Annotated in this window: 19 protein-coding genes; 7 read left to right on the top strand and 12 right to left on the bottom strand. The window is 65.5% G+C overall.

Annotation, left to right across the window (positions count from 1 at the left end; all coding sequences use genetic code 11):
• Window positions 1-24: 24 nt before the first annotated feature.
• The 3 genes from ACN4E0_RS10035 to ACN4E0_RS10025 all read left to right on the top strand — a co-directional run bounded on the left by ACN4E0_RS10035 (window position 25) and on the right by ACN4E0_RS10025 (window position 1948).
• Complete coding sequence (locus ACN4E0_RS10035) at window positions 25-510, top strand: flavodoxin family protein (RefSeq protein WP_419567520.1); 486 nt, start codon at window positions 25-27, stop codon at window positions 508-510.
• A gap of 92 nt (window positions 511-602) precedes the next feature.
• Window positions 603-1409 carry a hypothetical protein gene (locus tag ACN4E0_RS10030; protein WP_419567518.1) on the top strand — a complete coding sequence of 269 codons (807 nt, stop codon included), beginning with the start codon at window positions 603-605 and terminating at the stop codon, window positions 1407-1409.
• A gap of 50 nt (window positions 1410-1459) precedes the next feature.
• Window positions 1460-1948 (top strand): AHH domain-containing protein, encoded by a 489-nt coding sequence (locus tag ACN4E0_RS10025; protein ID WP_419567517.1) that lies wholly within the window; start codon window positions 1460-1462, stop codon window positions 1946-1948.
• On the opposite strand, the gene ACN4E0_RS10020 is transcribed toward ACN4E0_RS10025, so the two are convergent.
• Both ACN4E0_RS10020 and ACN4E0_RS10015 read right to left on the bottom strand, forming a co-directional pair.
• Window positions 1945-2913 (bottom strand): NAD(P)H-dependent flavin oxidoreductase, encoded by a 969-nt coding sequence (locus ACN4E0_RS10020; protein WP_419567516.1) that lies wholly within the window; start codon window positions 2911-2913, stop codon window positions 1945-1947. The two genes, ACN4E0_RS10025 and ACN4E0_RS10020, sit on opposite strands and share 4 nt — an antisense overlap.
• A gap of 82 nt (window positions 2914-2995) precedes the next feature.
• The gene (locus tag ACN4E0_RS10015; RefSeq protein WP_419567514.1) at window positions 2996-4045 is read right to left on the bottom strand and encodes an amidohydrolase family protein; all 1050 of its coding nucleotides are present in this window, start codon (window positions 4043-4045) and stop codon (window positions 2996-2998) included.
• Window positions 4046-4359: 314 nt separating this feature from the next.
• On the opposite strand from ACN4E0_RS10015, the gene ACN4E0_RS10010 reads away from it, so the two are divergent.
• A complete protein-coding gene (locus ACN4E0_RS10010) occupies window positions 4360-6174 on the top strand; it encodes a diguanylate cyclase domain-containing protein (protein WP_419567513.1) in 1815 nt (604 codons plus the stop codon).
• Here ACN4E0_RS10010 and leuA read toward each other — a convergent pair.
• Window positions 6171-7853: a 2-isopropylmalate synthase gene (leuA, locus tag ACN4E0_RS10005; protein WP_419567512.1), complete on the bottom strand. Its 1683-nt coding sequence runs from the start codon at window positions 7851-7853 to the stop codon at window positions 6171-6173. The two genes, ACN4E0_RS10010 and leuA, sit on opposite strands and share 4 nt — an antisense overlap.
• A 221-nt stretch (window positions 7854-8074) precedes the next feature.
• Here leuA and ACN4E0_RS10000 point away from each other — a divergent pair, with 221 nt between their 5' ends.
• Window positions 8075-8497: a PaaI family thioesterase gene (locus tag ACN4E0_RS10000; protein WP_419567511.1), complete on the top strand. Its 423-nt coding sequence runs from the start codon at window positions 8075-8077 to the stop codon at window positions 8495-8497.
• Between the two features lie 2 nt (window positions 8498-8499).
• A complete protein-coding gene (locus ACN4E0_RS09995) occupies window positions 8500-9627 on the top strand; it encodes an epoxide hydrolase family protein (RefSeq protein WP_419567510.1) in 1128 nt (375 codons plus the stop codon).
• Here ACN4E0_RS09995 and ACN4E0_RS09990 read toward each other — a convergent pair.
• The 9 genes from ACN4E0_RS09990 to miaA form a co-directional block, all read right to left on the bottom strand.
• Window positions 9624-10772 carry an alpha-hydroxy acid oxidase gene (locus ACN4E0_RS09990; protein WP_419567509.1) on the bottom strand — a complete coding sequence of 383 codons (1149 nt, stop codon included), beginning with the start codon at window positions 10770-10772 and terminating at the stop codon, window positions 9624-9626. The two genes, ACN4E0_RS09995 and ACN4E0_RS09990, sit on opposite strands and share 4 nt — an antisense overlap.
• 18 nt (window positions 10773-10790) lie before the next feature.
• Entirely contained in the window at window positions 10791-11432 is a 642-nt protein-coding gene (locus ACN4E0_RS09985) for a YceI family protein (protein ID WP_419567507.1), read from the bottom strand.
• 99 nt (window positions 11433-11531) lie between these two features.
• The gene (locus ACN4E0_RS09980) at window positions 11532-12122 is read right to left on the bottom strand and encodes a DUF6151 family protein (protein ID WP_419567506.1); all 591 of its coding nucleotides are present in this window, start codon (window positions 12120-12122) and stop codon (window positions 11532-11534) included.
• On the bottom strand, window positions 12119-12469 hold the full coding sequence (locus ACN4E0_RS09975) for a DUF2200 domain-containing protein (protein ID WP_419567505.1): 351 nt from the start codon (window positions 12467-12469) through the stop codon (window positions 12119-12121). The genes ACN4E0_RS09980 and ACN4E0_RS09975 overlap by 4 nt, the downstream gene beginning before the upstream one ends.
• A 13-nt stretch (window positions 12470-12482) precedes the next feature.
• Window positions 12483-13517, bottom strand: a complete 1035-nt coding sequence (gene ilvC, locus ACN4E0_RS09970; RefSeq protein ID WP_419567504.1) for a ketol-acid reductoisomerase — start codon at window positions 13515-13517, stop codon at window positions 12483-12485.
• Between the two features lie 125 nt (window positions 13518-13642).
• The gene (gene ilvN, locus ACN4E0_RS09965; RefSeq protein ID WP_419567503.1) at window positions 13643-14158 is read right to left on the bottom strand and encodes an acetolactate synthase small subunit; all 516 of its coding nucleotides are present in this window, start codon (window positions 14156-14158) and stop codon (window positions 13643-13645) included.
• A complete protein-coding gene (locus ACN4E0_RS09960; RefSeq protein WP_419567502.1) occupies window positions 14155-14454 on the bottom strand; it encodes a hypothetical protein in 300 nt (99 codons plus the stop codon). Before ACN4E0_RS09960 ends, ilvN begins: the two co-directional genes overlap by 4 nt.
• A complete protein-coding gene (gene ilvB / locus ACN4E0_RS09955; protein WP_419567501.1) occupies window positions 14454-16205 on the bottom strand; it encodes a biosynthetic-type acetolactate synthase large subunit in 1752 nt (583 codons plus the stop codon). The genes ACN4E0_RS09960 and ilvB overlap by 1 nt, the downstream gene beginning before the upstream one ends.
• A gap of 107 nt (window positions 16206-16312) precedes the next feature.
• Window positions 16313-17266, bottom strand: coding sequence for a tRNA (adenosine(37)-N6)-dimethylallyltransferase MiaA (gene miaA / locus ACN4E0_RS09950; protein WP_419567500.1), 954 nt, complete (start codon window positions 17264-17266; stop codon window positions 16313-16315).
• Here miaA and serB point away from each other — a divergent pair.
• Window positions 17259-18152, top strand: coding sequence for a phosphoserine phosphatase SerB (serB, locus tag ACN4E0_RS09945; RefSeq protein WP_419567499.1), 894 nt, complete (start codon window positions 17259-17261; stop codon window positions 18150-18152). The two genes, miaA and serB, sit on opposite strands and share 8 nt — an antisense overlap.
• Window positions 18153-18191 lie beyond the last annotated feature (39 nt).

Raw genomic sequence — 18191 nt, 5'->3', positions numbered from 1 at the left:
CAGGCGCGGGCGATGCTGGCCGATATGTCCACCGGCCCACTCCTGATCGTCTGGCACAGCCGCACCGGAGCGAGCGAGCAGTTGGCTGCGGCGGCTGCGGAAGGTGCAGGTGAGCGCGCTCGCCTGCTGCGCGCCGGCGAAACCGTGCCCGACGATTTGCTCGGTGCCGGGGGCTATCTGTTCTGCTGTCCCGAGAACCTCGCCAGCATGAGCGGCGAAATGAAGGAGATGTTCGACCGCTGCTATTACCCCGTGCTCGGGCGGATCGAGGGGCGGCCCTATGCCACGATGATCGCCGCCGGGTCGGATGGCGAGGGCGCGCAGCGGCAGATCGATCGAATTGCGACGGGCTGGCGGCTGAAACGCGTGACCGATCCGTGGATCGTCATGATGCATGCGCAGGAACCGGCGGAAATCCTCGCCCCCAAGACCGTCGAGGGGGAAGATCGCGAACAGGCGCGCGAACTCGGCGCGGCGCTGGCCGAAGGCATCTGCCAAGGGATCTTCTAGAGTTGCCTCCGATTTCGAGCGAAGAGCCTGCCATGGCTCGACGCGCCCGCGCTTTGCCGCCAGATACGATAGCCGGGAGGATGGCGGACAGGGTGACGGCACAGGGAGGAAGCGGCGCACGGGCGGACCCCAATCGACCGGGGCTGATACTGATATTCGATCGCGGCGCGGCGCCCGACCGCGCCGCTGTGGCGACCGCGCTCGCGGCGATTCCCCGTGCTGCGATCAGTCACGACCCGGCGACCGTTGCCAGTCCTACGCATGCCGCCAGTCGGGCGGCTGCGCCCGAAGACGAGGCCGGGTGGCTCGAGCTTCTGGTCGACGGCCTGACCTTCGATCTGGTCGGGTTGGCCCCCGGACCCGCCCTCGACGAACCGGATCTCGCATATGCCTACGATTGCGCCATCGGCGAGCTATCAGGGGGGGAGGCCGTCGGATTGTTTCCCGGCCCTCATATCGCAGCGGGCGCCAGCAGCCTGCCGATCCTGCGCATGCTTCTCGGGCTCGGTGCGGGACTTGCGGAAACGCTTCCGGGGATTCGCGCGGTCAGCTGGGTGCCCGCGCGCTCGGCCATGGGTCCGCAGTTCTTCGTCGGGACTGTACGCGCGTGGCTGGACGGCGGCCCCTTTCCCGCGCTCGGCCTGGTTGGACTGCGCGTCGACGAGGCCGGCGCGCTGCGGAGCGAGGGTTTGACGTTCCTCATCGGTTACGAACTGGCGGTCGATTCAGCACTGGCCGAAGACCGCGTGGCAGCGACGCGGCTTGCAGTGCGAGTGGTGCACGAGCTGATCGGAGCGCAGGCACCCCGGGCGCGCCATGAGTTTGTGGCGGAGGACGGCACGAGGCTTGCACTCGAACCCGATCCTTCCGCACGCCTTATCAGGATCGGGCCTCTCTAGGCCGCGTGGGCGAGGGGGGACTTCCTGCAGCCTGCGGGGATCGGCCCCGGTTGCCGTTTCGCGCGGTCAACCGGTGCGGGACCCCGCAGCACGATCCGGCGCTCCAGCGACACCATCTGCTCCCGCGGCAATTGCTCGGACAAGCCTGCTTCAGTCCGCTGTTCGAGACGCTCGGTCGGGAGAGGATCGGTTTCGACGACTTTCGCCGCAATGGAATGCTGTTGCCCGCTCGCGAGGAGGCTGCGCGCCGGCTTGCCCTGCCGCTGCATCGCGGGCCGCATCGCAACTACAACCAGATGGTGATCGATCGCGTGGGCCGGATCGAACGGCAGTGGTCGTGCCAGAGCCGAGCCCACCCGCGCAAGGCCGCCGAAACCGCGCTCATGCGCCTCTCGCTGCTCCAGCGGGCGCTACGCCAGCGCCTGCTCGACGAGCGCCAACCATTGCGGCTCAATCGCAAGGACCCGCTCGGACGGGGGATGGACTTCTCGGAGCTCGACGCAATGGCCGAATTCCTCTGGGGTGCGACCTCCGCCTAGGCGATGGCCTTGGCGAGCGCTTCCTTCGCCGCGATGTATTCGCGCTCGAGCCGGGCTACGGTGGCCTCGACCGGCGCGGTTTCGGTCACCGTGCCGATGCCCTGACCCGAACCCCAGATGTCCTTCCACGCCTTAGCCTTGGTGTTGCCGCCGCTCCCGAAGTTCATCTTGCTCGGATCGCTGACCGGCAGATTGTCGGGGTCGAGCCCCGCGCCCTCGATGCTCGACCGCAAATAGTTGCCGTGCACGCCGGTGAAGAGGTTGGTGTAGACGATGCCGTCCGCGCGGCCCTCGACGATCGCCTGCTTGTAGCGCTCGTCCGCATTGGCCTCGGTCGCGGCAATCCATGGCGAGCCGATATAGGCAAAGTCCGCTCCCAACGCCTGCGCCGCGAGGATCGAGCGACCGTGCGCGATGGAACCCGACAGCGCGACCAGCCCGTCGAACCAGCTGCGAATCTCCTGCATCAGCGCGAAGGGGCTGAGCACGCCGGCATGGCCGCCGGCTCCCGCGGCGACGGGGATGAGGCCCGTCGCGCCCTTCTCGATCGCCTTATGCGCGAAGCGGTCGTTGATCACGTCGTGCATCGTGATGCCGCCCCAGCTATCGACGGCTTCGAAGATGTCCTCGCGCGCGCCGAGCGAAGTGATCACCATAGGCACCTGCCACTTGGCGCAGGTGGCCATGTCGGCCTCGAGCCGGTCGTTCGACTTGTGGACGATCTGGTTCACCGCATAGGGCGCGGCGGGGCGATCAGGATTGTCGCGATTGTGCGCCGCCAGTTCCTCGGTGATCTGGTGCAGCCACTCGTCGAGCTGGCTCTGCGGACGCGCGTTGAGCGCGGGGAAACTGCCGACGATGCCCGCCTTGCACTGCGCGATGACCAGCTCCGGCCCGGACACGATGAACAGCGGCGAGCCGATGACCGGCAGGCGCAGTCGGTCGAAAGGGACGGGCAGGGGCATGCGGCAATCTCCGTTGCGTTTCGAAACCGGTGGAGGCTTATGGAGGGCGGGGCGACTTGTCGAGCGTGACGTTACGTAACGTTCAGCCGGTCGGGATCAGGTGCTCGATGTCGTAGATCCGCGCGGCGGTGCCGGCGAACAGCGCGCTCTTTTCGTCCGCACTATGTCCCGAGGCGAGCCGCTTGAAGGCGTTCCAGAGTACTGGATAGCTCGCGCCCCAGCGATCGACCGGATAGTTCGATTCGAACATCGCGCGGTCGGCGCCGAAAGCCTCGATGCAGGTTTCGACATAGGGCCGCCACAGCCCCGCGAGGTGCTCCGATCCCGTGCCCTTGGCCGGCCCTTCCTCGGGCAGCCCGCAAAAGGCCATCGCGAGGCCCCCGAGCTTGATCGCGACGTTGGGACATTCGGCAATGGCATGGATCGAACGGCGCCAGGTGTCGAAACGCTCGTGCAGCCGACCGCGATAGCTGGCGATGCCCAGCGGCGTGCCGCAATGGTCGAGCACGATCTGCTGGTCGGGGAATTCCCTGGCCAATTCCCGCACGTCGCCGAGTTGCGGTTCGAGCAGCCAGGCGTCGAAGGTCAGACCGTAATCGGCATAGGCGGCGAAGCCGGCACGAAACGCGTCCGAGCGATACAGGCCCTCGGGCGCATGGAACGGCGGCCCGAGCACGTCGGGATCGGCGTCCCAGGCTGCGGCATGGCGGATGCCCTTGAACCGCCCGTTGCCCGCTGCCACCAGCGCCTCGACCACCGGCTTCACCGCATCGCCGAGCGTCAGATCGGCATGACCGACGATAGCCGCGCAGGGACGATAGTCGCCGTAAAGTCCGCTCGCGCCCTGCGCGGCGACGCCGTTGACGAATTCGACCTCGCCGACCGGTTCCATCGCCTCGTCGCGTCCGGCATCGTAAAAGGCGCCGCATTCCATGAAGACGGTGCCGACGACGTTGTGGCCCGAGTGCGTATCGGCGTGAAGCGCATCGAATGTGTAATAGGCTGCGCCCGCAATCGCCTCGATGAAGGCGTGGCGCGGCTCGGGAAAGGAGGGCAGCAACGGGCGCAGGTCCCACAAGTGATGGTGCGGGTCGATGATCGGTAGATCGGGTTCGAGAATTTCTTCGGTCATCGGCGGCACTCTCCCTTGCTCTCTCAACGCGATTCCGGTCCGGTCGGGCCGGAGGTGGCGATGGAACACGGGGAGGACATGGCTGACAAGGTTAATCTCGCGGCGGGGCCCCGCGATTCATGGAAGTCTGTTCCGAACATTCTGAAATGGCGTAGAAATCCCGTCACTCAGACGGGGTGTCGGCACTGCCTGACGCCGGCTGGGGTAACAGCCTTTCCAAAATCTTGACGATCACCTACGTAGCTGCACGGAGCCGATTTCCGGACTCCCGTTAACCTTGTCGAGGTACCAGTTTACCACGAACGGGGAGTTCCATGACGCATCCAATGTGGCGCATTGCCACCTATGGCGCAGTGTTTTTCGGCGTCACTTCCTTCACTATCTTCTCGACGCGCTTCGCGGGCGGGCTGGCGCTCGTCTGGCCGGGCACCGCTATCGCCGCCGCGCTCTTCCTGACACTCCCGCACTCGCGCCATCCGCTGGCGGCCGCCGCCATGGTCGCGCTCAGCACGCTCGCGACGAGCCTCTTCGGCTTCGGCCCCACCTGGGCCTTCCCCCTCGCGCTGGTCAATGTATTCGAGGCGTGGCTCATCGCCTGGTTGCTGGTCCGGTTCCGGCCGGAGCGCGACTATGTCGAGAGCGCGGCCGGTATCGTGAGCCTCGGGTTCTTCGCGGGGTTCATAGGGCCGGCTACTGCTGCAATTCCCGGTGCCGTCATCGTGAGCCAGATCGTCGGCGGGCATTTCGCGACTCACGCGCTGTCGTGGCTGGTCGGCCATGGCCTCGGTACCATGCTGGCGATGCCGCTCGCGCTGCTGCTGCAATCCTACAAGCGGCTCAATTTTGCGCCCTTGCGCGAAGCCGGCCGTACATTGCCTTTCGCAGGCTTGATGCTGCTGACCATCGGCATCTCTGCGATTGCATTCTTCCAGTCGACCTTCCCGTCGCTCTTCTTGCCGGTGGTTCCGCTGGTGCTCGCCAGCTTCCGTTTCGGACGGTTCGGAGCGTCGGTCGTGGTGCTTCTGATCTCGGTGGCCGCGGCGGCTTCGCTCGGCATGGAAATCGGAGTTTTCGCCGGGCTCGAGATTCCTCTTTGGCAAAAGGCCCTGTTCGTACAGTTCTACCTGGCCACGCTGTTGCTCATCTCGTTGCCCCTGGCCGTAGCGCTCAAGCAGCGTCAGCGCTTTCTCGAGGAACTCATCGATCGCGAGGCCATGCAGCGGCTGATCGCCGACCATTCGGACGACGCTCTGCTGCATCTCGACCAGCACGGGACGATCCGTTTCGCCTCTCCTGCCTCGGCGCGCCTCAGCGGCCGGGAAAACACGGATGGCCTGCACCTCGGCGCCTTTTTCAGCGATTTCGACAAACAAGTGGTGTCGGATGCGCTCGATGCCGCCGCAGAATTCCCCGGGCGTACCGAGATCGTCGAGCGGTCGGTGGAACGCGATGGCAAGACGAAGTGGCTCGAAGCCAAGCTCCGGGCGATCGAAACCTCGAAACAGCAAACCTCGGCCTATGTCGTCACCATCCGCGACGTGACCGATCGCAAGCTCGAGGAGATACAGGCTTCGTTCGAAGCGCGCACCGATGCCCTGACCGGCCTGCCGAACCGTCGTGCCTTCCTCGACGAGCTCGAAGGAAGGCTCGAAGTGGCCGAGAAGCAACCCTTCGCCTTTGCCCTGATCGATCTCGATCACTTCAAGCGGGTCAACGATGCCTACGGTCACGCGGTAGGCGATTCCGTTCTCAAGGAAGTGGCCGAGATTATGCGCTCGAGCGCCAACCAGGACTGTTTCTTCGCCCGCCTCGGCGGGGAAGAGTTCGGGGCCATTGTTGCGGGTCCCGCGCTCGAATCGTCGGCAATCATCTGCGAACGCCTGCGGCGGGCCATCCAGCAGCATGTCATGACCGATGTAGACGGCGGGGATTTTTCGGTCACCGCGAGTATCGGCATAGCGGTCATCGGCGAACGTTGCAGCACCTCGATGGCCATGCAGGCGGCCGATGGCCCGCTCTATTCCGCCAAGGCCTCGGGTCGCAACTGCGTGCGCCACGCGCAGGATCTGAAGAGGTTCACCCAGATCGACGAGCCGCCGCGGAAAAAGCCCATCGCTGCCGCCAACTAGGTCTTTTCGAAGGCCGAGTTCGCAGCGCTCAGCACCGCCCTGACGCTGGCCGTGGCGATGTCTTCATCGATCCCGCAGCCCCAGATCGTCCGGCCGTCCGCGGTACGGCATTCGAGATAGGCAGCGGCGCGACTGTCGCGGCCGGTGGTCAGCGCGTGCTCGGTGTAGTCGACCACTTCGAGACCGAGCCCGAAGGCGTCCTCAAGGGTGGTCAGCACGCTGGAGATCAACCCGTTGCCCCGCCCCGAGACGGTCCGTTCATGGCCGTCGACGGCGATGGTTCCGGTGAACAGGCGCGTGCCGTCGCTCGCGCGGCGTTCCTCGTAATCGACCAGCTGGAAATGCTTGGGATGGGTCTGGACGTGATAGGCACTCTTGAAGGCGCTCCAGATGTCCGAAGCGTTGAGCTCGCGGCCGAGCTCGTCGGCCATGCGCTGGACATGAGGGCTGAAATCGGCCTGCATCTTCTTGGGCAGCTTGAGCCCCTGGTCCTGTTCCAGCACCCAGGCGAAACCGCCCTTGCCGGACTGCGAATTGACGCGGATGACCGCTTCGTAGCTGCGCCCCAGATCGGCGGGGTCGATCGGCAGGTAAGGTACGCGCCAATGCGGGTCGTTCTGCGTTTCGAGCGCGGAAAACCCCTTCTTGATCGCGTCCTGGTGACTGCCGGAAAAGGCGGTGTAGACCAGCTCGCCGCCATAGGGATGGCGCTGGTGGACGGGCAGTTCATTGCAAAACTCCACCGTCTCGATGACGCGGTCGATGTCGGAGAAATCGAGTTTTGGATCAACACCTTGGGTGTACATGTTGAGCGCCATTGTCACCAGGCAGCAATTGCCCGTGCGCTCGCCATTGCCGAACAGGCAGCCTTCGACCCGGTCGGCGCCCGCCATCAGCGCCAGCTCCGCCGCCGCCACGCCGGTGCCGCGGTCGTTGTGGGTGTGGAGGCTGATGACCGCACTCTCGCGGTTGGGCAGGTTGCGGATGAAGTATTCGACCTGGTCGGCATAGATGTTGGGCGTCGCCGCCTCGACCGTGGCGGGCAGGTTGAGGATGATCGGATGCTCGGGCGTGGGGGCGAGGACCTCCATCACTGCCTCGCAGACCTCGAGGCTGAAATCGAGTTCGGCGGTCGAGAACGTCTCGGGCGAATATTCGAAGTACCAGTCGGTGTCGGGCTGCCTGGCCGCCTCGTCGCGCATGACCTTTGCGCCCAGCACGGCAATCTCGCGGACCTGGACCTTGGTCATGCCGAAGACCACTTCGCGCCAGGCAGGGCTGACGGCGTTGTAGAGGTGGACGATGGCTGCCCGCGCGCCTGCGAGACTGGCAAAGCTGGTGCGGATCAGATCTTCGCGGCTCTGGGTGAGAACCTGCACCAGCACGTCGTCCGGAATGCGGCCGGACCGGACGAGGCCGGAGATGAAGTCGAACTCGGTCGCGCCGGCGCTGGGAAAGCCGACCTCGATCTCCTTCACGCCCACCTCGACCAGCAGGTCGAAGAAGCGGGTCTTCTTGTGCGCGTCCATCGGATCGACGATCGCCTGGTTGCCGTCGCGCAAGTCGGTGCTGAGCCAGCGCGGCGGGGCCGTGATCGTGCGGTTGGGCCATTGCCGGTCGGCCAACGGCACCTGCGGGAAGGGCGAATATTTGGTGCTCGGGTCGCGGAGCATGGCCATCGGAATTCTCGGTTCTTGCGGGAAGCTTGCGGGCGGTGGTTGATCCCTTGAGCGCTCAGCGCGCCGGGGCAGGCACGCAAGCTATCACGCCCAAGGGCGTGTAAGTCGCAGAATAAGGCCGAGCGCGGTGTGCATGGCTTAAGCTATGCTGCCCATCGGCAGGGTTGTAAAGCAAAACAAGCTTGGGCATCCCGAGACATAATCTTTCGCGTGGAGAGGGCATGGCAGAGGGACATTCGCTATACGAGACGATGGGGCTGGTGCGGATCGTCTCGACCGATCCCGAAGGCCGCGCCAGCCTCGAATACGAGGCCAAGCGCGAGCAGTGCCATTCGGGCGGGGTAGTGCAGGGCGGCTTCATCAGCGGGTGGATCGACGCGGCCATGGCGCATGCCGCAATGGCCAGGAACGGGCAGGGGATCGTTCCGATGACGTTGGAGCTGAAGGTCAGCTTCTTCGCGCCGACGCGGCCAGGGCTGGTAGTGGCCGAGGCCTGGGTCGAGCGCCACGGCAAGCGCACCAGTTTCTACGAAGGCCATCTCAAGGATGCGAACGGGACGGTGCTGGCCAAGGCGACCAGCACGATCCTGCTCGCCGACATGTCGCGCGTGGTCGAGGCATCGCGGAAGGCGACGGGAGAATAGCGATGGGCGAGATCAGGCCATTCACCCTGGATGTTCCCGAAGACGAACTCGTTCGCCTCGCGGACCGGCTCGACCAGACGCGCTGGCCCGAGGAGGAACCGGTCGACGACTGGTCGCAGGGCACCAGGCTGGCGGCGTTGAAGGAACTCGTCGCCTATTGGCGGATCGAATACGACTGGCGCCGCTGCGAGGCGAAGCTCAATGCGATCGGCCAGTATTTGACCGAGATCGACGGGCTCGACATCCATTTCCTCCACAAGCGCTCGTCGCGCGCCGATGCATTGCCGCTGGTCATCACGCATGGCTGGCCGGGGTCGGTGGTCGAATTCCTCGGGATCGTCGAGGAACTGGCAGAGCCCTCGGACCCCGGGGTGCTGGCCTTTCATGTCGTCGCGCCCTCGTTGCCGGGATACGGTTTTTCGCAGAAGCCGTCGTCCACCGGCTGGGGTGTCGAGCGGATAGCTCGGGCATGGGGGGAGCTCATGCGGCGGCTCGGCTATGGCGAATGGGTGGCACAGGGCGGCGACTGGGGCGCCGCAGTCACTACCGCGATCGGACAGCTCGCGCCGGACGGGTGCAGGGGCATCCACCTCAACATGCCGATCGGTCGGCCGGGCCCCGAAGACATGGCGAGCAAGGATCCCAAGGTGCTCAAGGCCCTACAGGCGCTCGGCTTCTACCAGGAATGGGATTCGGGCTACTCGAAGCAGCAGAGCACTCGCCCGCAGACGATCGGCTATGCGCTGGTCGATTCGCCGGTCGGGCTTGCGGCATGGATCCTCGAGAAAATCCATTTCTGGACCGATAACGACGGTTCGCCGTGGGACGCGCTGTCGATGGATCAGATGCTCGACGACATCATGCTCTACTGGCTGCCGGCGACGGGGGCCTCCGCGGCGCGGCTCTATTGGGAGAGCTTCGCCAGGTTCGGCACCGGGACGGTGGCGATCCCAGCGGGGGCGAGCGCCTTTCCCAAGGAAATCCTGCCGGCGCCGCGCGCCTGGGTCGAACGCACGCTGACCAATCTCGTCTATTGGAACGAGCTCGACAAGGGCGGCCATTTCGCCGCATGGGAGCAGCCCGAGCTGTTCATCGGCGAGCTGCGCGCCTGTTTCGCGCGGATGGCCTAGCGCCAGCGCAAGCGATCGCGCGTGAGCTGATCGACCGAAGTGACACCCATCAGCCGCATCCCACGCTCGATCTCTTCCTTGAGGATGCCGATCGCGCGTTCGACGCCCGGCTGTCCTGCCGCGGCGAGAGCGTAGAGATAGAGCCTCCCGCCAGAGGCCGCGGTCGCGCCGGCAGCGAGGCTCTTCAAGACATGCGTCCCGCGTCGCACGCCGCCGTCGAGCACGATTTCGATCTCGCCGCCCACCGCGTCGACGATTTCACTTAGCTGATCGAAAGGAGCGCGGCTGCCGTCCAGCTGTCGTCCTCCGTGGTTCGATATCCAGATCGCATCGGCCCCGATTTCGACCGCCCGGCGCGCATCGGCGGCGCTCATCACGCCCTTGAGCGCGAAGGTTCCGCCCCAGTCCTGCCGGATGCGCGCTGCCGTGTCCCAGTCCATGCCCGTGTCGAGCATGGTGTTGAAATAGTCCTGAATGCTGACCGCCTTGCCGCTCCCTTCCTGCACGTGCCCGTCGAGATTGGGCAGGCGGAACTTCGGCCCGAAGATGTAGTCGAGCGTCCAGCGCGGTCGGGTGGCGTAGCTCCATAGTGCGCTGGCGGTAAAGCGCGGCGGGGTGGTGAAGCCCGAACGAAGGCAGCGTTCGCGCTTGCCCGAGACGATCGTGTCGACCGTCAGTGCGAGCGCATCGAACCCGGCCGCCCGGCAGCGTTCGATCATGTTGGCGTTGAGGCCCCTGTCCTTGTGAACGTAGAGCTGGAACAGCTTGGGCCCGCTGGTCAGCGCGGCGATTTCCTCGATCGAATGCGTCGCAAGGCTCGAGATACCGAACCACACGCCGAACTTCTCCGCCGCCCGCGCCACCGCGCGCTCGCCATCGCGGTGGAAGGCGCGCTGCAGGGCCGTAGGGCTGAGGATGAGCGGCAGCGCGCTCTTGCGGCCCATGACCGTGCAACTGGTGTCGATCGATGACACCCCGGCGAGCACGTCGGGGACCAGATCGACCTGGTCGAACGCGCTCGTGTTGCGCGCCTTGGTGATCTCGTCATCCGACGCGCCGTCGATATAGTCGAACACCGGCCAGGGCAGGCGCCGCTTCGCGAGCAGCCGGAAATCCTCGATATTGTGGCAGTCGGTGAGCTTCATGCCGGGCGGTGCCGCATTCTACTGCTTCTCGAAGGCTGCAGTGATGGTCAGCGCGACATCGTCCGACACCATAGGAATACCGTAGCCGATGCCCCATTGCGAACGGCGGATGGTCGTCTGGGCGGAGAAGCCGATCGTCTCGACCTTGCTCATCGGGTTGCTGCCCGCGCCGGTAAACCGGGCGGCGAGCACCACCGGCGCGCTCTTGCCGTTCATCGTCAACGTGCCTTCGATGATTGCCTGCTGCGTCCCGGTCGGGGTGACCTTGCTCGACACGAAACGCGCCATGCCGGCATCGGCCCCGAAGAAATCGGGCGCTCCGCCATCCTTGCCCGGTCGGGTCATGTGATCGCGCAGGCCCTTGCTGACGACCGTCAGCGAGGAAATCGGCAGGCTGATATCGACCTCCGCCTGGTCGAGCGCCTGCGGATCGATCGTCAGCGAGCCCTCCGCATCGCCGAACAGGCCGAAATAGGGATTGAAGCCGAGGTGATCGACCTGCCACTGGACCAGCGTGTGGTTGGGATCGACTGCATAGGTCCCCGCGGTGACGCGCGATGCATCAGCCACGCCCGGCACCGCGACGTCCTGCGCCGCGAGATAGGCAGCGGGAGCCGCGAGAGCGCAGAGCGCGGCGGCGGTCAGGGCGAGCTTGTTCATGGTCGATCCTCGAAATGGCCGGGAAAACCGGACGATATGCGCCGCAGACGATGGCGGCAAGAAGCGGTTTGAGCGGTGTTGCGATCGGTTGGCGATCGCCTAGCTCGCGCGGCCGAGCGCCGCGCGTTCCGTTGCCGTCAGCCGGCGGGGTGGGACGATCGGTTCGAGCGTCTTCGGGTCGAACAGCGCGCTGCGCCGCCGGTCGCCTGAAAGGATGTCCTTCATCATCCGGCGGAAAAAGCGACGCATGAGGTGGTTCATCGAGAGCGGTTTGAGGTGGCTCGTATCGCCCGTCGCATCGTCGAGGAAGAGGTGGCCCAGCGGCTCACCGAGGCTTGTCCGCGCTGCCGCGTCGCAATTGGCGAGCAACGTCGTGACATAAGGGATGCGCCCGTTGCGGTAGGTGTTGAACAGCGGCGTGCCGCAACATTCTGCATACCAGCGCAGCGTCGGGCCTTCGGTCATGTGGAGCCCGGCGAGCTTTTCGCGTCCTTGGTCGACCCGCACCCGCGCGCAGCGCGACTGGTAGAGCGCCGTGCCGCCATGGGCATCGAGCACGCGCGATTCCTTCCCGAAGTTGCGAACGAGATCGCGGCAGTCGGTGCAGTGGCACACGACATGATCGCCCTCGGCCACGGTCGCCTTCTCGATTTCGCCGGCGACGGCACCGCATTCGCAGGCGAATTTCACGGCTTGCGGAGGATCTTGTCCATCGGCCGCCCCTTGGCCAGCTCGTCGATCAGCTTGTCGAGATAGCGGATCTCGCGCATCAGCGGCTCCTCCACCGTCTCCACCTGAACGCCGCAGACCTTGCCGGTGATGAACTTGCGGTCGGGATTGAGCGGTGCCTCCCCGAAGAACTCGGTGAAAGCGGTGCCCTGCTCGACACGGCGGTCGAGTTCCTCCTGCGAATAGCCCGTCAGCCAGCGAATGACTTCGTCGACCTCCTCGCGCGTGCGGCCCTTCTTCTCCGCCTTGGCGATATAGGCGCGGTGCACGCCCGCGAAGGGCATGGCGTAGATGCGATGTCCGGCCATGCCCCTCGAAATATCAGTTCCTGTCCTTGTCGACCAGCTTGTTGGCACCGATCCAGGGCATCATTGCGCGGAGCTGCGCGCCGGTCTTTTCGATCGGATGCGCGGCGGCGGCCTTGCGGCTGGCCTTGAGCTCGGGCTGGCCGGCCTGATTGTCGAGCACGAAGTCCTTCACGAAGCGGCCCGACTGGATGTCCTTGAGCACGCGCTTCATTTCGGCCTTGGTCTCGTCGGTGATGATCCGCGGGCCGGTCTTGATGTCGCCGTATTCGGCGGTGTTCGAGATCGAGTAGCGCATGTTGGCGATGCCGCCTTCATAGAGCAGGTCGACGATCAGCTTGGTCTCGTGAAGGCATTCGAAATAGGCCATTTCGGGCGCGTACCCAGCCTCGACCAGCGTTTCGAATCCGGCCTGGATCAGATGAGTGATGCCGCCGCAGAGCACCGCCTGCTCGCCGAAGAGATCGGTTTCGCATTCTTCCTTGAAATCGGTCTCGATAATCCCCGAGCGGCCGCCGCCGACCGCGCTGGCATAGGAAAGTGCGAGCTGCTTGGCATAGCCTTGGCCGCCCGACTGCTCGCTCTCTTGATGGATGGCGATGAGGCAGGGGACGCCGCCGCCCTTGATGTATTCGCCGCGCACGGTGTGGCCGGGGCCCTTGGGCGCGATCATGATCACATCGACATCGGCGGGCGGATCGATCAGGCCGAAGTGGATGTTGAGACCATGCGCGAAGGCGAGCGCGGTACCGGGACGCATCTTGCCCGCGACCTCGTTGGAGTAGATCGCCGCCTGGTGTTCGTCGGGCGCGAGGATCATCAGCACGTCGGCCCATTCGGCGGCCTCGGAAACGGTCTTCACGGTGAAGCCCGCACCCTCCGCCTTCTTCGCGCTGGCCGAGCCGGGACGCAGAGCGATCGCGACCTCGCCCACGCCGCTGTCGCGCAGGTTCTGGGCGTGGGCATGGCCCTGGCTGCCATAGCCGACAATGGCGACCTTCTTGTCCTTGATCAGCCCGGTGTCGCAATCGGCATCGTAGTAAACTTGCATCTTCGCACCTTCATAAAATGGGCCGTCATGCTGAACTCGTTTCAGCATCCATTCCTCGGCTCAGACGGCGTTGCCGGGGGATGGATGGACCCTGGACCAAGTTCAGGGTGACGAATAGAGGATAGTCAGTCCGACCCCGCTCCGCGCATCATACCGACGATTCCCGAGCGGCCGACCTCGACCAACCCAAGCTCGCGCATCAGGGTGATGAAGCTGTCGATCTTGTCGGGCGAGCCGGTCAGTTCGAAGACGAAGCTCTGCGTTGTGGTATCGACCACATTCGCACGGAACAGTTCGGCGATGCGCAGCGCCTCGACTCGGTTGTCGCCCCTGCCGGCGACCTTCACCAGCGCGAGTTCGCGTTCGACATGCGCACCTTCCTCGGTCAGGTCGATGACCTTGTGCACCGGCACCAGCCGTTCGAGCTGAGCGCGGATCTGGTCGATCACCGGCTCGGGGCCGCGGGTCACGATGGTAATGCGGCTGATCGCGTGGTCTTCGGAAATGTCGGCCACGGTCAGGCTGTCGATATTGTAGCCGCGCGCGGTGAACATGCCCGATATCTTGGCGAGGATGCCCGCCTCGTTGTCGACGATGACGTTGAGGACGTGCCGTTCGCTGGCCTGCTGTGCGATCTTCACGGCGTGCGCTCCTGCCAGACGGGTTCGAACATGCGTTTGTCCCCGTCGTAGTCGCGCAGGAAATCGCGCCCGCGGCGGACCGCCTCGAAATTGTCGGTCTGGCGGCTCAGGTCGAGCCGGTCGGGCAGCAGCGTCCAGCTCTCGTCGTCCTGCTTCTCGGCCACTTCCATGCCGATGAAGCGGTGGCCGTCCTCCTCGAGCCAGTCGAGCACCTGTTCGGCATCGCTGCGGCTGAACCAGCGGCGACGCTCTGCGCGCGTGGCAAATTCGGTCGGGATCGTACTGTGCATGCCCATCACACCAGTGCCTTCGCTTCGTCGTCCATCGTGCCGCCCACCTGGTCGCCGTACAGCAGCATGTCGGTGTGCGCCGCGCCGCTCGGGATCATCGGAAAACAGTTCGCGTCCTTCGCCACCTGGCAATCGACCATCACTGGCCCGTCATGCCCGAGCATGGCTTCGATCCCGGCATCGAGCTGGCTTTCGTCCTCGATCCGGATGCCCTTCCAGCCATAGGCTTCGGCGAGCTTCACAAAGTCTGGAAGCGAATCGCTGTAACTGTTCGAATAGCGGCTCTCGTAGGTCAGCTCCTGCCACTGGCGGACCATGCCCATGTATTCGTTATTGAGGATGAAGACCTTGACCGGCAGGCGATACTGGCTCGCCGTGCCGAGTTCCTGGATGTTCATCTGGATGCTGGCTTCGCCCGCGATATCGATCACCAGTCGGCCGGGATTGCCGAGCTGCGCGCCGATCGCGGCGGGCAGGCCATAACCCATGGTGCCCAGGCCTCCGCTGGTGAGCCAGCGATTGGGGGCGGAGAAGCCGAAATATTGGGCAGCCCACATCTGGTGCTGGCCGACCTCGGTGGTGATGATCGGATCGCGATCCCGCGTCAGCGCGAAGAGCCGTTCGATACTCTTCTGCGGCATGATCAGGTCACCGGCGCGATCGGGGTAGGCGAGGCAATCGCGCGCCTTCCAGCCGAGGATGCGCGCCTTCCATTCGGAGAGGTCCTGTGGCTTGCGACCGCCCCAGCATTCGAGCAGTTGGTCGAGCACGTGGCCGCAATCGCCGACGATACCGAGATCGACGGGGACGATCTTGTTGATGCTCCCCCGGTCGATATCGATGTGAATCTTCTTGGCTTCGGGCGCGAAGGCATCGAGCCGCCCGGTCACCCGGTCGTCGAAGCGCGCGCCCAGGGCGACGATGAGGTCGGCGCGGTTCATCGCCATGTTGGCTTCGTAGGTGCCGTGCATGCCGAGCATGCCGAGCCAGTCGGGATGGTCGGCTGGGAAGGCGCCGAGGCCCATCAGCGTGCTGGTGACGGGCGCACCGGTGGCATCCTGGAGCCGGCGCAGCAACTCGCTCGCGCGTGGCCCGGCATTAATCACGCCGCCGCCGGTGTAGAGCACGGGGCGCTCGGCTGCCGCGAGCATCGCGACCGCCTCGGCGATCTCGTCCGCCGCACCGACCATGCGCGGTTGGTAGCGATGCGAGGGCAGGGGTGTTCCATCCTGCTCGGTCCAACTCGCCAGCGCGATCTGCACGTCCTTGGGAATGTCGACCACGACCGGGCCCGGGCGACCGGAGGTGGCGATACGGAACGCTTCCTCGATCGTCGCGCCGAGGCGCTCGGGGTCCTTCACCAGATAATTGTGCTTGGTACAGTGGCGCGTCAGACCGACTGTATCGGCTTCCTGGAAGGCGTCGGTCCCGATCAGCGCGGTCGGTACCTGGCCCGTGATCACCACAAGCGGGATCGAATCCATATAGGCGTCGGCGATGCCGGTGACCGCATTGGTCGCGCCCGGGCCGCTGGTTACGAGCACCACGCCCGGCTTGCCGGTCGAGCGGGCATAACCTTCCGCCGCGTGCGCCGCACCGGCTTCGTGACGCACGAGGATGTGGCGGATATCCTCGTCGGCGAAGAGCTCGTCATAGATCGGCAGCACTGCGCCGCCGGGATATCCAAAGACGAATTCGACATCCTGCCGCTTGAGGCATTCGATCAGGATTGCAGCGCCGCTGCGCTCGGTACTCACACCAACCTCCGACCCGTTCGGGGCATTGAAAGACACAAATCGGCCCGGCGCTGGGGTCTGGAGCGCCGGGCCGACTGGTCTCGAAATAGGCGCGGTGAATTACGCGGTCAAGCGTTGTGGCGAAATAAAGAAACAAAATAATCGCGTTGGCCGATAGATTTGTTATCAGCTCGCGGCCAGTCTGCGGGGGGCTGGTTGCGGAACCAGGTGTATTGTCGCTTGGCATATTGGCGGGTGGCGGTCTGGCCCGCAGCGAGGGCCTCGGCGCGCGATATCTCGCCGCGGAGAAGGGCGGCAACCTCGGGCACGCCGATCGCGCGCATCACGGGGAGCGCTGGGTCGAGAACGCGCGCGAGCAGCGTTTCCACTTCCTCGAGCGCGCCTTCGTCGAGCATGATCTCGAAGCGCAGGTCGCAGCGCGCGTAAAGCCACTCGCGCTCGGGCAGCAGCACCAGCGGGTGGAGCGCGATCTCGGTGCCGATCCCGCCTTCCTGCCGGTCCTGCCAATCGACCATCGGCCGCCCGGTCGAACGCACAACCTCGAGCGCGCGGGCCATGCGCTGGATGTCGCGCGGGCCGAGCCTGCCCGCGCCCTCGGGATCTTCCTCCAGCAGGCATTCGCGCAACTCTTCGGCGGAAAGTGCGCGCACCGCACGGCGTATCTCGGGATCGATCGCGGGGATCGGGGAGATCCCGTCGAGCAGCGTGCGCATGTAGAGGCCCGTGCCGCCGCACAGGATCGGCACCCCGCCGCGTGCATGGACATCGGCGATGGCGCGCTTGGCCGCGTCGGCCCAGTCGGCGGCGGAGCACGCCTCGGCTCCGTCCCACGAACCGAACAGCCTGTGCTCGACGCCGCGCATCTCTTCCTCGCCCGGCCGCGCGGAGAGCACGCGGAGGTCGCGATAGACCTGCTGGCTGTCGGCATTGATCACCACGCCCGGTCGACCTTCGCGCGCCAACCGCTCGGCGAGGCGCACCGCGAGATCGCTCTTGCCGCTGGCGGTCGGCCCTGCAATGAGCGCGACCGGTTTATTTTCGGGAGGTTTCCTGGTGCTCATTGCCCGGCTGATAGCAGACATGGACGCGGTGGAAACACGGCTCGAAGCGGCGATCGCGGCGGCCTCGCAGGCGGACATGCCCGTGGCCATGGCGGGGATGCTCGATTTCTGCGGCGACGTGCTCCAGCTCTCGCTTCCGCATGGGGACCGGGCGCGGCTCTCCGCCATTCTCGACGAACATTTCGGCGATTGCGACCTGCTGATCGCGGACCATGCGATCGAGCTGCCGCGGCTCTTCGTCTCGGACATGGATTCGACCATGATCGGGCAGGAATGCATCGACGAGCTGGCCGATTTCGCGGGTATCAAGGAGCAGGTCGCCGCGATAACCGAGCGCGCGATGCTCGGCGAATTGGATTTCGAGAGCGCGCTGAAGGAGCGCGTCGGTCTGCTCGAAGGGCTCGAGGAAGAGGCTATCGACCGCTGCCTGAGCGAGCGGATCCGCCCGGTCGAGGGCGCGCGGACGCTGGTGGCGACGCTGCGTAGCAAGGGCTGCCGAACCGTGCTCGTCACTGGCGGCTTTCACCACTTCGCCGATCCGGTCGCCGAATCGCTCGGCTTCGAGCGGGTTGTCGGCAATCGCCTCGCCGTCGTCGGCGGCAAGCTGACTGGCGGGCTCGCGGGGCCGGTGAGCGACGCTTCGACCAAGCTCGCGACGCTGGTCGAGGAACGCGACAGCCTGGGCGAGGGCGCCCGCGTGCTGGCGACCGGCGATGGGGCCAACGACATCCCGATGATCGAGGCGGCCGATTACGGCATCGCCTATCGCGCAAAGCCCAAGGCGCGCGCGGCGGCTGCCGGGCGCATCGCGAACCGCGACCTGACCGCCGTGCTCAAGCTGTTCGGTATCCCCCGAAGCGAATGGGTCGAGGACGTCACCACCTGACCGCTTGGCGCGCATTTCCAATTGCGCAATGTCGGTTTC

Origin of the sequence: Qipengyuania sp. (assembly GCF_048550555.1) — a bacterium.
Lineage (GTDB): Bacteria > Pseudomonadota > Alphaproteobacteria > Sphingomonadales > Sphingomonadaceae > Qipengyuania.
The sequence above is the reverse complement of the archived record's forward strand: the minus strand, read 5'-3'. Positions and strand labels throughout refer to the sequence as shown.

Coding starts and splice junctions, on each gene's coding strand:
- ACN4E0_RS10010 (WP_419567513.1), top strand. CDS start 4,360: ATGACGCATCCAATGTGGCGCATTGCCACCTATGGCGCAGTGTTTTTC.
- leuA (WP_419567512.1), bottom strand. CDS start 7,853: ATGGCCATGCTCCGCGACCCGAGCACCAAATATTCGCCCTTCCCGCAG.
- ACN4E0_RS09985 (WP_419567507.1), bottom strand. CDS start 11,432: ATGAACAAGCTCGCCCTGACCGCCGCCGCGCTCTGCGCTCTCGCGGCT.
- ACN4E0_RS10035 (WP_419567520.1), top strand. CDS start 25: ATGTCCACCGGCCCACTCCTGATCGTCTGGCACAGCCGCACCGGAGCG.
- miaA (WP_419567500.1), bottom strand. CDS start 17,266: ATGAGCACCAGGAAACCTCCCGAAAATAAACCGGTCGCGCTCATTGCA.
- ACN4E0_RS10000 (WP_419567511.1), top strand. CDS start 8,075: ATGGCAGAGGGACATTCGCTATACGAGACGATGGGGCTGGTGCGGATC.
- ilvC (WP_419567504.1), bottom strand. CDS start 13,517: ATGCAAGTTTACTACGATGCCGATTGCGACACCGGGCTGATCAAGGAC.
- ACN4E0_RS09960 (WP_419567502.1), bottom strand. CDS start 14,454: ATGGGCATGCACAGTACGATCCCGACCGAATTTGCCACGCGCGCAGAG.
- ACN4E0_RS10015 (WP_419567514.1), bottom strand. CDS start 4,045: ATGACCGAAGAAATTCTCGAACCCGATCTACCGATCATCGACCCGCAC.
- ACN4E0_RS10020 (WP_419567516.1), bottom strand. CDS start 2,913: ATGCCCCTGCCCGTCCCTTTCGACCGACTGCGCCTGCCGGTCATCGGC.
- ACN4E0_RS09975 (WP_419567505.1), bottom strand. CDS start 12,469: ATGGCCGGACATCGCATCTACGCCATGCCCTTCGCGGGCGTGCACCGC.
- ACN4E0_RS09995 (WP_419567510.1), top strand. CDS start 8,500: ATGGGCGAGATCAGGCCATTCACCCTGGATGTTCCCGAAGACGAACTC.
- ACN4E0_RS09990 (WP_419567509.1), bottom strand. CDS start 10,772: ATGAAGCTCACCGACTGCCACAATATCGAGGATTTCCGGCTGCTCGCG.